General features: G+C 37.5%; 9 protein-coding genes and 1 pseudogene. 2 read left to right on the top strand and 8 right to left on the bottom strand.

Translation table 11 applies throughout. The features are described from left to right. Together FN732_RS09635 and FN732_RS00620 are read left to right on the top strand one after the other, a co-directional pair. Positions 1-246 (top strand): annotated as a pseudogene (locus FN732_RS09635) (integrase core domain-containing protein); the annotation flags it as partial. A gap of 1217 nt (positions 247-1463) precedes the next feature. Then, a complete protein-coding gene (locus FN732_RS00620) occupies positions 1464-2882 on the top strand; it encodes an HD-GYP domain-containing protein (protein WP_142933541.1) in 1419 nt (472 codons plus the stop codon). Here the strand turns inward: FN732_RS00620 and FN732_RS00615 are convergent. The 8 genes from FN732_RS00615 to nuoL are packed head-to-tail and all read right to left on the bottom strand — an operon-like array spanning position 2866 to position 14119. After that, positions 2866-4011, bottom strand: coding sequence for a DegT/DnrJ/EryC1/StrS family aminotransferase (locus FN732_RS00615; protein WP_185954188.1), 1146 nt, complete (start codon positions 4009-4011; stop codon positions 2866-2868). The genes FN732_RS00620 and FN732_RS00615 overlap by 17 nt on opposite strands. Positions 4012-4033: 22 nt before the next feature. Then, a complete protein-coding gene (locus FN732_RS00610; RefSeq protein ID WP_185954187.1) occupies positions 4034-5281 on the bottom strand; it encodes a GGDEF domain-containing protein in 1248 nt (415 codons plus the stop codon). A gap of 4 nt (positions 5282-5285) precedes the next feature. Then, positions 5286-6017 carry a hypothetical protein gene (locus tag FN732_RS00605; protein WP_142933531.1) on the bottom strand — a complete coding sequence of 244 codons (732 nt, stop codon included), beginning with the start codon at positions 6015-6017 and terminating at the stop codon, positions 5286-5288. Beyond that, a complete protein-coding gene (locus tag FN732_RS00600) occupies positions 5990-7960 on the bottom strand; it encodes a TonB-dependent receptor plug domain-containing protein (protein ID WP_142933529.1) in 1971 nt (656 codons plus the stop codon). Before FN732_RS00600 ends, FN732_RS00605 begins: the two co-directional genes overlap by 28 nt. A 9-nt stretch (positions 7961-7969) precedes the next feature. Continuing rightward, the gene (gene selA / locus FN732_RS00595) at positions 7970-9346 is read right to left on the bottom strand and encodes an L-seryl-tRNA(Sec) selenium transferase (RefSeq protein ID WP_142933526.1); all 1377 of its coding nucleotides are present in this window, start codon (positions 9344-9346) and stop codon (positions 7970-7972) included. Then, entirely contained in the window at positions 9343-10791 is a 1449-nt protein-coding gene (locus tag FN732_RS00590) for an NADH-quinone oxidoreductase subunit N (protein ID WP_142933524.1), read from the bottom strand. Before FN732_RS00590 ends, selA begins: the two co-directional genes overlap by 4 nt. 3 nt (positions 10792-10794) lie before the next feature. Next, positions 10795-12243 (bottom strand): complex I subunit 4 family protein, encoded by a 1449-nt coding sequence (locus FN732_RS00585; protein WP_142933522.1) that lies wholly within the window; start codon positions 12241-12243, stop codon positions 10795-10797. Between the two features lie 10 nt (positions 12244-12253). Then, complete coding sequence (nuoL, locus tag FN732_RS00580) at positions 12254-14119, bottom strand: NADH-quinone oxidoreductase subunit L (protein ID WP_142933520.1); 1866 nt, start codon at positions 14117-14119, stop codon at positions 12254-12256. Between the last annotated feature and the right edge of the window lies 1 nt (position 14120).

The following is a 14120-nucleotide window of genomic DNA, read 5'->3' as shown; positions in this document are numbered from 1 at the left end:
AGGTCTCCCAAGACCAATGCACATGTTGAAAGGTTCATACAGACGGTGGAGAAGGAACTGTGGATGATAGAAGGGACTGAGCCGACAGTTGATGAAATGAACAGGAAACTATTTAGGTATCTAAGCTTTTACAACTTCGTTAGGCCTCATCAAGGTCTTGGTTATAAGACTCCAGTAGAGAAGTTTGAGGAATATATTAAAAAACTCCAGGGTGTCCACCATGTATTGAACGAGAACATGGACTTGATAAAGTATTTGAAACTAAGTAAGTTCTTCTTACTATGTTTCATATCCTCAACGATTCCTTCCTTTTCTACTCCATTTATGGCCTTTGATTATTCCTATCCAAAAAAAGAAGATCTACTGTTCCTCTCAAACTTTAAGTATGTTGTAACCAACTCTTATTGGAAAGAAAAGGACGTAGAGTTTCTAAAATCACATGGAGTTAAATTACTCAAATATGAATGGCTGCCTGCCTTTTACTTCTGTGGGAAAGTTCAAAATTCCTGGCACAGAGAAATAATGTCTAACTTAAAAAATTGGGTAATAGACTATAGGCCAAATGATAGAGACCCTATGGGAAAAAGATACGGTTGTAAAGACTACTTTTTCACGTTTAATTTGGAGTTCATAAAGAAAAGAGTCTTTTTTCTAGTAAAAGATATAAAGAATCACAACTACGATGGAGTTTTTTTTGATTGGGCTACCGGTTCTAAAATCTTTCAAGAAGAAAAATATAAGTTTTTACAAGAAGAATTAGAAAAAAGAGGAGTATCAGTAAAAGATTATGATAGTAGAATTGCTACTTTTTTAAAATTACTAAAGGAAAAAGGTTTAATTATTGCCTTAAATAGAGGTTTTAGAAGCCCAAAAGGCCTTTTTGACAGATGGGCAGATATAGATGTTGTTGAGAGCGTTTTTACAACAGATACTAAAAATGGAACTCGTTTCGTCAATCCAGCGGAAGCTTTAAATACGGCATTTACAATAATTAAAAAATTGAAACCTATAAATCCGCACATCCACGTTGTTTTCTTAAACTATGTTTCAAACAGTGATAAGAAAACAGTAGATGAAGCAATAGTATACGGAATTTGTCTTTCTCTTTTATCAAACTCTTTTAGCTTTAGTGTGTCAGAAAACGTTGATTTATCAGGAGTGAAGAAAAACTGGTACAGTGTAGATTTGGGAAAACCCTATGGAAAATATGAAAAAGTAAAAGGAAAAGAAATATGGTTAAGGAAATTTTCTAAGGGTATGGTTATGGTGGGAAGGTGTGGGACCAAACTTAAAATAAAATTAAAAGGATGCCTTCTAAGTTTAGTTGATGGTAAATTCTTTTGTTCAGGAGGGAATAGAAACAGTTTAGTTATCCCTTTAGGGAGTAAATGTAGAACTCCATTTATTGGAAGAATATTTCTTTATAATTGAAATTATAGTAAATTCATTATGGAGGAGGAGCCGTGAACTTAAATCTATTAATTCCTTTTTTCTTAGTAACTTTGTTTCTTATTTCTATTTTTATCCTTTACCTTTTACTAAAAAGAAAAACTTCAGAGTCTATCAGAGATAAAATAGAGAATTGCGTTATAAATGCCTTCACTGTTCAATCACTCCTACATTGTCTAAAAAAAACTTTCCCAGTTTTCTTCCCATCAATTGTGGATATAGGAGTGTACAAAAAAACAAAGAATGCTTTTGTTAGAATGGATAGTCTAAGTAATGAAGATATACTAACTGAAGACTTATTAGATTCCTCTCATGGAAAAAGCAAACCAAGGCTTCCATCAATCATTTATGATTTAAATTTTAAAAATTTAGGAAGGTTTTTTATTCATTCTGTTCTTTTTAATCATACTGCTTTAGTAATTATGTCAAAAGAACCTTTGAAATTGGATGAATTAGAGCTTCCTCTTAAAATTTTTCTTGAGAGAGTTTCAACGTTATCAGAGCTTGAGGAGAAGGAAACTATTCTTAAAAATTTTTCTGCAATCATGTCATCACACGAAGTTTTGGAAAAACTAATGTTCGATGAAGAAGTCCTATCCTCCTTTGTCGTAAACTCAACCAAATTACTACTTAACGTACCCTATGTAGAAATAGAAAAAGGGAATAAAAGTCTTTATAAAATTGGAAATGAAAAGAAAGAACCATGTAAAGAATTTCATTTAAGAGGAACAAACTACACTTTAAATGTCTGCGGAAGGGTTCTTTCAGGAGAAGAGAAAAGTAAATTAGGGAAATTTTTAGATGTTTTTTCTTTCTTAATAGGGGGAGAGGATTTTATCAAAAACTATATGGAACTCCTTATGGAAATTGTAAAAGATTTTGAAAACTCAACTCCATTCTATAAAAATCACTCTTTATTGGTAAAGGAGGTATCTGTTTTGGTAGGAAGACGAATGGGATTCTCACAAAACTCTTTGGAGTCTATCAAATATGGAGCATATCTTCATGATATTGGAATGGTTACTCCTATTTCAAATATAGCCTTTGAGAATAAGGTTCTAACAGAGAGAGAAAAATTAAAACTGAAGTACCACCCAATTATAGGGGCCTCTTTAGTGTCTCCCATCACTCGGCTCTATCCTACTATTAAAGATATTGTTCTACAACATCACGAGTTTTGTGATGGAACGGGATATCCGTACGGATTGAAATGTGGAAATATAATTCCAGAAGCTCAAGTGGTTGCCCTTGCAGAAGTTTTTATAGGGTTAATAAGCGATAGACCCTACAGAAAAGGAAAAAGTTTTGATGAAGCCTATAGAATAATAACTTCTGAAAGCTCTACAAAGTTCTTGCCAGAAGTTATTGAGGCATTTTCTTCAGAATATAAAAAGATTACACAAACTATAGACTCTATTAGGAAGGGAAAATAAGATTTTGACGGTTATAAACCTCAGCAATTTTGTAGTTTCCTTTACTGTACTTTGAGAAGGCTTTCATTCTGGGAAGTAAATAATTTACCTTTCCAAGTTGAAATCCTTTTTCACGGAAATATTTTATCCAGTAATCTCTACGTGGAGACAGACCTACACATCTACTGTACGTTGCCTCGGGATTGTACGGAAAAAAGAAGATATCAGTATTCTTTGTTATTTCCATCCAATGCTTCGCATTCTCCCTTTTTAATTCCACTATCTTATCGTACTTCTTGAGTTGGACTAAACCTACCCTACTTTGGATATTACAGGGAATAGTTTTCCAATCATTGGGAAATTCAATAACATCCTCTCTATAGTATTTTTGAACAGAAGAAAGGAAACCTTTTTTCTCTAATAAATCTACTATCCAGTAGAAATTTTCCCTCAATAAAATAAAGTACGATAGAAACTTAATAAATTTTTTTAATTCTCTAGTCCAGTTACACTCTTTAGCAATAGAAAGGAAAAACTCTTTGGTTCTCGAATAAATTTCCTCATTATTTGTTGTTAACATCCCACCGTCAATAGCATTTATTATTTTTGAAATTCCAAGCCCAAAAATTGAAATATCTCCAAATAGAGTAGGCAGATGGCCTTTAAACGTTGCTCCAAAGGACTGAGCTACATCTTGAACTACGTATATTTTATTTCCGAATTTATTTTGGAAATACTTAACAATTTCAGAAAGAGTAACAACATCAAGAGGATAACCAAACATATGAACAGCAATAACTGCAGCTGTTCGAGGAGAAATTACTTTTTCAATCTGAAAAATATCCATGTTAAAACTATTCTCCTCACAATCGACAAATACTGGAATGTTTCCACTAAGAACAATTGCTTGAGCCACAGTATTGCAGGTGAATGCTGGACATATAATTTCCTTATGTTTTATCTTCATAGCCTTAAAAAAAGAGTATAAAGCTACTCTTCCATAGGGGAAAAAGAGAGCAAATCTATTTTTAAATTTTTGTGCAAATGCTCTTTCAAAGTCTTCTCTTGTTATTTCTTTAGCAAACAAATTTACAGCTGATAGAAGTTCCTCTTTACCATAGTATACCTTTACTCTTGGAACGAGCTTCAAACTTTTTCTCCAATAAAATTCATTAGACTTCAACAATTCTATTTTTACCACAGGCTTTAGCTTTATACAATCTTTTATCGGCCAACTTTAGTAAGTAATCTAAATTTCCAGCTTCATCCGTGTCTTCAGGATATCCGGCTATCCCTGAACTAAAAGTTACTTTTTTTCCTATACCAAAGTCAAGTTTTGAAAATTCCTCCTTAATTCGATATACTATCCTGTAAGCTTCTTTTTTGTGAGCATACGGGAAGATAATGAGAAACTCCTCACCTCCATAACGGATGGGAAAATCCCCCTTTCGCACTTCCCTGGTTATAATTTCTCCCAATTTTTTCAAGACCTCATCACCCTTTTGATGGCCAAAGTTATCATTAATTTTTTTAAAGTCATCTAAATCAATGATAGCTACTGATAAAGGGAATTTTTGTCTCTGCCAGAGGTTAATAAAATTATGTTTAAATACCAGTTCAAGGAAGTTTCTATTGTATAGACCAGAGAGAGAGTCTTTTAAGGCCAAATATTTTATCTTTTCATTGAGTTCATTAACTTTTCTATAGAGAGAAAGTATCAGGTTTGCCAAATCCTTTAATTCTTTTATCTGGATAGAATTTACAAGTAAATCTATTTCCTTTTCAAAGTATCCATGCTGTTCATTTTTTAGAATAAACAGTAACTTATACATCAATCTAAAGTTGGATTTTATATCTAAAAACCAAGATATCCCTACAATTATACCTATCATAACAATAAACGAAGAAAAGATAATAGAAGTTATAGTCCAAAAAGTTGTAAAATTTTCAAAAACTTTTCTATCATATATTACTACAATGTATCCTACTTTTTTCTTCTCAAAAATTTCTGAAGCATACTCTTCAAATACTGGTACTACTACTTCTATTTCCTCTCCTGACTTCTTTAATAATTGAATTTTATTAAAAGTAAAGAAACTTCTATCAATTTCTAATTCAATTTTCTTTGGATAACATATAGTATTTTTTTCAGAGATAAAGCAGATTCCTTTTATAGATTGAAATTTCTCACTTAGTTTACCTAAATTGTCCCTTATGAGTATCTCATTGGGAATAATTTCATTGATAATTTGTATTTCCTTTGCAATAAGCCTTGAGATATATTTCAAATTCTCTTCCTGAATTTTCTCAGCAATATGCATACTAATTAAGTTTAAAGAGAAAATAGATATTACTAGAGCTATTAATAGAATAACTGTTTTAATTAAAAATAGTCTATCTAAACTCTTAGTCTTTATCATCATCTTACTGCTTACAAGGACAAGGAAGAATTTTTGAATGAATTTTACCTTCTGATAAAAGAATTAAATCATTGACTAATTGGTCAAAATCTACATTATCAACATATGTTAAGTTAAACTTTTTTAAATCAAAAATTCCAGAAAAGACTTTAATGTTATTTTGACTTGCAAAATTTATTAATGAGATTAAGTTAAAAGTTTTCAATAAGCTTGGGTCAGGAAAAATGTATATGTACTTGTATTTCTCTAATTTTGAAAAAATCTCTACAGGAGACCTATTAAAAGTTATAATAATGAAATCTGATTTAGGTAAATATATTTTACCTATATTCAAAAGTTTTTTACTCAAAGGAACAGCTACTTTACTCTTTTTTAAATGGAATTTATTAAGAAATCTTAAATAAGTTTTTTCTGGTAAAGGAAATATACGAACACCATAAAAATTTTCCTTTTTATCTAAATGCATAACCTCAGGGAAAAGCACAAACGTATATACCCTTCTATAATTTCCACTCTCCTTTAAAGATTTAACAACTGCAGGTGTACCTATTAAAACTTTTACATCATAACTACTACAATCTAAATGATTTCCTCTTTTTTTCCAGATTTCCTTAAATTTTTTCTCGATATATTGGGCAGGAGGGATAGAATAGGAATTAATAACACATGCATCTAAAGCGTAAGATGGAATAAAAAGAAACTGAATGATTAATAGTACAACTGAAATCCTACCCATAGGGTTCTTTCATCTCCTGGGATTTCATCATCAAATTGGTACTTTCTATTTAGCAAATTTTTTACATTTAAAAACACTTTGCTGTTTCTCGTAAGGTTAAGATTGAAGTTGTAATCTACTCTGTAGAAACCCGGAGCCCTACTTGAAGCTTTTGAATAGGCAACTACATACAGGCCTGAAGTAATCTCTTTATTCCAGTAGTTTAACCCTGAAATAAGTTTTTTCTTAGGAAAGTCAAAGTACTCTCCTGAAAGTCCCTCTATGCTGAAAATCCTTCCAAAAGAAACCCTTAATTCAAGATTTTGAGCTATTTTTGTTTTAAGAGATGTAATAAATCCCGAACTTCTAACACTCGAATCTGAATTGTCCCACTGGTAGGATCCCCCTGGAACCTGTCTTTTATAAATAAAATTTCTAAATCTAAAGTAATAGGCAGTTAAATTAACAGTTACTCTATCACCAATGTATTGGTAGGAGGGCATAATAGAGTCTGCCTTCTCCAATTTAAGATTTTGATTTCCCTTTAGAATTGGATTGTTTTTTATGTACATTTCCTCAAAGGAGGGAATGCGCAGAGCTCTACCAAAGTTCAATTTAAATATGGACTTCTCTATTTTTTTCATAAGGGAAACTGTATAACTCCAATCACTTCCCACATCGTTTGTTCTGTTCCACCTAAGGTTTAAAAGGAGGTAGTAATCGTCAAAGTTAAAATTGTATTGGATATAAGGCGAAAATGAATACCTTTTTCTCTCAGATATCAATTTATCTTTGTCTGAAAGTTCCCTCATATTAGGAAAGACCACTATACTCTTTGGATTTTCAACATTTACAGAAGAAGGTAAAAAGTTTGAGTTTAACCTTGTTTTGTACAAATTAACTTCAGTATATTCAGCTCCAAATGAAAATTTCCCAAACTCGTTTGTCGATAGACTAAAAAAGCCTCCTATTCTCGGCTCTTTAAGGTATCTCTTTTCAACTGCTAAAAGTTCATTAGGTAAATAAATTGAACAAATTTTATGATTAAAAGGACAGAGATTGTAAGCTCTTTTTAGATAAAACCAGTTATAACCAACATAGATGTCCCCTTTTAAATTATTCAGAGAAAAACTATAACCTAACTTGTTAATAAACGACTTTCTCCTTGCGTATGAATTTCCATTTGTTACTAATTCCGATATTGTAACGGGAAAGTGCTCATTTCTGTTGACTGAATAGCTCTTTAAATAAAAACCAGAAGGGAAACTAAGAGTAAAAAAATAGTCAAAATTCTTTTTAAATGAAGAATAATTACCTTTAAGCCCTAAGAAATCTGTATAGTCTTTGTGAGGAGAACGGTTTTCTACATAGCTAAATGAAAAACTTCCTGAAAATGTTTTATTCTTAAAGGGAATGAATATAGAGTTGTAGGAATCGTGCCCTGTACTTATAGAGGTTTCTATCTTTCCCTTATCACTCGATGAATAGGTTATCAAGTTTATCACTGCTAGGGAAGTGTTATAACCGTAGAGGGCAGTCATGGGCCCGTAGACTATCTCAACCTGCTTTACGTTGGAAAGTGGAAACACGCTGTTAACACTAAATGATGAACCGTTTGACGGGTCGGAGATAGGTACTCCGTTTATCAGAACTTGAATCTTCTCTGAGAAGTAACTCTGCCTTAAGCCGAGAGCCCCAACTGCATTTAAACCAAAAAAGCTCCTCCAGTAGTAAAACTCGGGTAAGTAATCCAAGAGCTCAAAGAGGTTTTTAACACCTAACCTTTCTAATTCATCATGGGTAATTACCCTTACGTACCTTGGAGTTTTAAGAAGGTTTTCTTTCTCCTTGGTTGCAGAAATAATTTTGAGTTCCTGATTGAGTAAGTAATAAGAGTAAAGGTTTTGAGAGTTTGCCTCCGTTGCTAGAAATAAAATGAGAAAAATTAGAGTTAGTAAACTCAATTCTGTCTCCTAAAGTCCCTTCAGAGCTCTAACTACTGTAGGTATTTCCTCCTCGAATACTGTAAACATGTCGATTAAAAATTTTCCATCCTTTATTCTACCAACTATCGGTGGATAGTTACCCCTCAATCTTTTATCTAATTCGCTTTCACTCATACTGTCAAGTTTAACAGAAACACAGTAGGTAGGGAGTGTTTGGAGAGGAAGAGCTCCACCACCCACCTCTACCCTGTCCTCAACTATCTCAACTTTTCCCCTGAATTCCGATTTTTCAAGTTCACTTACAAGTTTCTCAGCTTTCTTCCTTACATCATCCCTCTTTTGGGAGAGGAACTTCCAGACGGGAATCTCCTCAAAGGCCAAAGCCTCATCCAAGTAGTACGTAAGAGTTGCCTCAAGAACCGCTAACGTCATCTTGTCGATTCTCAGAGCCCTGTTTAAAGGATGCTTTTTTATCCTTTCTACGTACTCCTTTTTTCCTAAGATTATTCCAGCCTGAGCTCCCCCTAAGAGCTTATCCCCACTGAACGAAACAACGTCAACTCCGGCCTTCAAAATGTCCTGAACCGTAGGTTCGTAGGAAAGCCCTAACTTCCTAACGTCTACAAAACTTCCACTCCCCAAGTCCTCGTAAACGGGAATTCCGTACTTCCTGCCCAATTCAACCAACTCCTTAGTTGGAACGCTCTCTGTAAATCCCAAAATTCTGTAGTTGCTCGTATGGACCTTTAAGAGGAGAGCAGTGTTCTCGTTAACTGCCCTTTCGTAGTCCCAGATGTGGGTTTTGTTCGTTGTTCCAACTTCCCTTAATAGAGCTCCACTCTGTTCCATGACGTCCGGAATTCTGAATGAACCTCCAATCTCGATGAGCTCCCCCCTTGAAACGATAACCTCCTTACCCTTGGCAAGGGCAGAGAGGACGAGTAGAACTGCTCCTGCATTGTTGTTGACGATACAGACGTCCTCTGCTCCAGTCAGTTCCTTTAAAATCCACTCCAAGTTCCTGTACCTGAGTCCCCTCCTTCCCCTTTCTAAGTCGTACTCAAGGTTTGAGTACCCTGTAATAACTTCTACCAAGTGCTCTGCAACCCTCTTTGAAATTGGAGCTCTCCCAAGGTTCGTGTGGAGAACTACTCCTGTGGCATTTATAACCTTATGGAGTTTCGGCCTTATCAACTCCTTGAGCTTTTCCTTTACGCTCTCCTTCAGTTCATCGTAGGAAAAGTCAGATATCTCTCCCTTTGCAATTTTCCTCCTTAAATCTGAGAGAACAATTTCAACGGCCTTCTTAAGGAAAAACTTTGGCCTTGAGTCAAGGAGTTCTAAGAGCTCTTCATCGTTTATGAACGTATCAACCTTCGGGATTCTCCTGTAGAGCTCCCTCAAATCATACCTCTTATAAAGGAACTTAGGGCTAAAATGGAAGCCTGAGAGACAATTTCAGGGAAAAGACCAAATACGATTAGAAAGAGTACAGTAACTATAACCGCCCCGTACTCAATAGGATTCGGTGAGAACTCAACACTCTCCCCTTCCTTCATAAATGCGTAGACAACAGGCCTTAAATAGAAATAGAGTGAGATAACACTTGCAATTAAAATTGCAACTGCAACGGCCACCTTTCCTGCCCTAATCAGTGCTACTAAGATGTAGAACTTTGCCCAGAAGCCAAAGAGAGGAGGAATTCCTGCAAGTGACATAAACGCAACGACCAACGAGAGTGCAATTAAGGGACTCCTTGAGTACAGGTTTCTCCACTCAGAGAGTCTCTCACCCTTGAATCCAGAAGCTGACAGGAGGGATACGAGGCCAAAGGCTGCAATCGTCATAAAGGCATAGGCAAAAACGTAGAAGAGAACTGAGAATATCGAAAGGGAAGGAAGTGAGGAAAAAGCTGTTAAGACAACACCTGTATGTGAAATGGCAGAGTAGGCAAGCATTCTCTTGACGTTCTCCTGATTGAGAGCCATGAGGGCTCCAATGAAGGCAGACAATACACCTATAACTGCCAATAACGTTCCCCAGCTTTCCAAAAGCGATAGAAATACAGGGTAAAAGAGTCTAATCAGGGCAACGAACGATGCAACTTTAACAACAGCACCCATGAAGAGTGTAACGGGCGTTGGAGCTCCGTGGTAGGAATCGGGAGTCCAGCCGTGGAACGGAACAGCTCCCAGCTTAAACAGGAATCCCGAAACGACTAAAGATAGGGAGAGCAGAACAGGAAGGTTTATCCCACTTTTTGATAGGAATTTTCCTACTTCATCGTAAACGATTGAGCCTGAAAGGCCGTAGAGAATCGAAAAGCCGTAAACTATAACGGCAGCACCTACGGAACCCATTATAAAGTACTTTAATGCCGCCTCCTTTCCCCTGTAGTCGTCCTTAAAGAGAGAAATGAGGATGTAGATTGAGATTGACATTACCTCCAAGGAGACGAAGAGAGTTGAGAGCTCGTTTGACGACACCATGAGGAGAGCTCCAAAGGTAGAAAAGAGGAGCGTATAGTAAAACTCCCCAATGTAGTCCGTTTTAAACCTACTGATGTATCCGTAGCTGATAAATACGGTCATGAGGGCAGAGAAGACAATCAAAACACCTGAGAGTACCGACAGTAAGTCCTTTTTAACGAAACCGAAAAAGGCAGTTTGAGGTGAGAGAGGTGCAAATACCACTAAGAGAAAAATTGAGACAGTCAGAGTTGAAACCGATAGAACGGAGAAAAACTTATTCTTTAACCTGTTTGGAATTAAAAGGTCAAAGATTACCGAGAGAATGGCAACGGTTAGAATGAAAATTTCCGGAAAGAGAAGAGATAAGTTCAACTCCATTTCCTAAACTCCTCCAAGAAGGGTAGCGGTGTAATTGTGTACAAACTTTAGGATAAACTCCGGGTTAAATCCCCACCAGACTACCAAGAGTGCTATAAGTGAAAGGGTTAAAAGCTCTCTCAGGTCTAAATCACTGAAGGAAAGAACTTTAGGTTCAAGGAAAAATACGTTCCTGTACATGTAGAGCATATATGCAGCTCCAAAAATTACACCCAACGCCATCAAGACCCCGACCCAGTGGGCAGCTTTGTATCCACCTAAGATTGTTAGAAACTCCCCTATAAAGGAGCTGGTTCCAGGAAGGCCAACGGACGCCATCGTAAAGACCATTGCGAGGAAGGCAAGTTTCGGAGCAAAGTCCGATATACCTCCCATTTTCAAAATGCTTCTCGTGTGAAGCCTTTCGTAGATTGCCCCAACTATGAAGAAGAGAGCAGCTGAAACGAGTCCGTGGTTGAGCATCTGGAAGATTGCACCCTCTATTCCCTGGACGTTTAGGGCAAATAGGCCTATCATCACAAAACCCATGTGTGAAACGGAGCTGTAAGCAACAATCTTTTTTACGTCCTCCTGAACAAGAGCAACAAGTGCAGTATAAATAATTGCAACAACTCCTAAAACAAAAATGTAAGGAGCATATAGCTTGTAGGCATCCGGGAATAGAGGTAGGGAAAATCTCAGAAATCCGTAAGTTCCCATCTTTAGAAGGACACCTGCGAGAATCACACTACCGGGAGTTGGAGCCTCAACGTGGGCATCCGGAAGCCACGTGTGGAACGGAAAAACAGGAACCTTAACGGCAAAGGCAATGAAAAATGCCCAGAAGAGCCATTTCTGGAGCTCCAGAGGGTAGTGGAACTGGGAGAGCTTCTCTATATCAAACGTGTAGTTTCCTGTAACCGAACCGTAAACAACGGCAAGAACAATAAGACCTACAAGGAGGAATATACTTCCTGCGAAGGTGTAGATAAAGAACTTTAAAGCCGAATAGATTCTCCTCTCTCCTCCCCAAATCCCAATAATTAAGCTCATGGGAATTAGCATAGCCTCCCAGAAAATGTAGAAGAGGAGAGCATCCAAGGATACGAAAACACCTACCATTGCAGTTTCAAGTAGGAGGAGGAGCGAGTAAAAGAGCTTTCTTCTCCTGTTTATGTACTTCCAGGCCGATGGAACTGAGACAAAGGTTATTAGTGTTGTCATCAGGAGCATAATGAGGCTTAAACCATCAACTCCAACCCTGTACCTTATTGAAAAGGAAGGAAGCCACGAGCCGTAGTCAACAAACTGAAAGCCTCCCTTGTTTATATCAAACGTAAAGAGGACGTAGAGGGATAGAATGAAGACCAGTCCGGTTGTCAAAAGTGCTATCCACTTAGCCCTCTCCTCACTCCTACAAAGGGCTATTAGAAGAGCTCCAATCAAAGGAACAATGAGAATTGCACTGACCATTAAACACCCCTTAAACTGCAAGTAGTATTGCAACTACTAAAATGATTCCTATTCCAAAGTAGACAACATAGTCGTTGACAACTCCCGTTTGGGTTAACCTTAAGAGCTCCCCAGTCCACTGGGTTACTCTCGCAGTTCCATTAACAATGCCATCGATAACGTACCTGTCAAAGAGTGAGAATATCCTGCCAAGACCGAAACCGATTCCCTTAACAAATACGAAGTTGTATAGCTCATCGAAGTAGTACTTATTGTAAACGAGCCTGTAAATCGGTTTTATAAGTGGATTTTCTGTTATTGTTTCAGGAGAGAGCTTTCTCCAGTAGTATACGTAGGCTGAAAATAGAAGTCCCAAAAGGGCTAAGGAAACCGTTATTGAGAGCAGTAGAAGTTCCTGAGAGTGACCAAGCTCCTCAACGTGGTTTGGAATGGAAGTTGAAAGGAACCTTTCAAACCAACCTCCTAAAAAACCTGCAAAAATAGAGGGAATTGATAGGAAAATTAAGGGAACGGTCATAACGGCCGGAGACTCGTGGAGGTGTTTCATCTCCCTCCTGTCAAATCTCTCCTCACCGAAGAATACGAGGAAGATAAGTCTTCCCATGTAGAGGGCTGTGAGGAGAGCTCCCAACGTTAGAAACAGGTAAAAGAGAAAGTGTCCGTTTGAAAACGTGGCCGAGATTATCTTGTCCTTGCTGAAGAAGCCTGCAAGGGGAGGTATTCCAACAAGGGCAAGAGCTCCTATTATAAACGTTACAGTTGTTATTTTCATGTACTTGTAGAGCCCTCCCATTCTCCTTATGTCCTGTTCCCCACTCATTGCGTGAATTACACTTCCAGAGCCTAAAAAGAGGAGAGCCTTAAAGAAGGCATGGGTAAAGAGGTGAAACATTGCATAGACGTAAGCTCCAACGCCTAAGGCTGCAAACATGTAGCCAAGCTGGGATAGGGTCGAGTAGGCTAGAACCCTCTTTATGTCAAACTGGGTAAGTCCAACAGTTGCTGCTCCAAACGCCGTTATTACGCCAATTACTCCAACAACTGGGAGAACGTAACCGTTGTCGTAGATGGGAGAACACCTTGCAACCATAAATACACCTGCGGCAACCATCGTCGCTGCGTGAATCAGCGCAGAGATGGGAGTAGGGCCCTCCATAGCATCGGGCAGCCAGGTGTGGAGAGGAAACTGGGCAGACTTTCCAACGGCTCCTCCTAAGAGTAGAAAGCCTATGAGTGAAAGGAGTCCCTTATCAACACTTCCAACCTTTGAAAAAACGGAGTGAAAATCAAGGGTTCCAAAGACCCAGAATATTGAGATAACTCCCAAGATGAAGAGGAAGTCTCCAACCCTGTTTATTAGAAAGGCCTTTATTGCAGCATCTGCCGCTCTCTTTCTCTTGTACCAGAACCCAATGAGGAGGTATGAGGAGAGACCAACTGCCTCCCAGCCAAAGAATAACTGAAGAAAGTTTGGAGAGAGAACCAACGTTAGCATCGAGAATGTAAACAGACCTAAGTAGGAGAAGAACCTATCGTAGCCAGGGTCGTCGTGCATGTAGCCTATTGAGTACATGTGGACAAAAAAGGAAACAAAGTTTACAACAATTAGCATAATGGCAGTTAATGAGTCAACGTACCCTCCGAAACTTGCGGAAAGAGCTCCGGAAATCACCCAGTTGAACCATGTTTCACTTACAACGGTACCCTTCAGGGACTCAAAAAGGAGATAGCAGGAGAGGATGAAGGACGTTCCTACTGTAACAAGTCCAAAGTAGTGAGAACGGTTCTTAAAGGAGTTCGATTTAAAGAGAGCGCCAATTCCTGACAGAACAAACGAGAGAAAGGGTAAAACTGCAGTCCAAAAGGTTATTCCCATC

This window comes from Balnearium lithotrophicum, assembly GCF_900182585.1.
Taxonomy (GTDB): domain Bacteria; phylum Aquificota; class Aquificia; order Desulfurobacteriales; family Desulfurobacteriaceae; genus Balnearium; species Balnearium lithotrophicum.
This window is presented reverse-complemented; position numbering and strand designations above follow the sequence as displayed.

Bases quoted from the DNA above. Each gene is read 5' to 3' on its own strand.
- nuoL (WP_142933520.1), bottom strand. From the start codon at position 14,119: ATGGGAATAACCTTTTGGACTGCAGTTTTACCCTTTCTCTCGTTTGTT.
- FN732_RS00610 (WP_185954187.1), bottom strand. From the start codon at position 5,281: ATGATAAAGACTAAGAGTTTAGATAGACTATTTTTAATTAAAACAGTT.
- FN732_RS00605 (WP_142933531.1), bottom strand. From the start codon at position 6,017: ATGGGTAGGATTTCAGTTGTACTATTAATCATTCAGTTTCTTTTTATT.
- FN732_RS00585 (WP_142933522.1), bottom strand. From the start codon at position 12,243: ATGGTCAGTGCAATTCTCATTGTTCCTTTGATTGGAGCTCTTCTAATA.
- FN732_RS00590 (WP_142933524.1), bottom strand. From the start codon at position 10,791: ATGGAGTTGAACTTATCTCTTCTCTTTCCGGAAATTTTCATTCTAACC.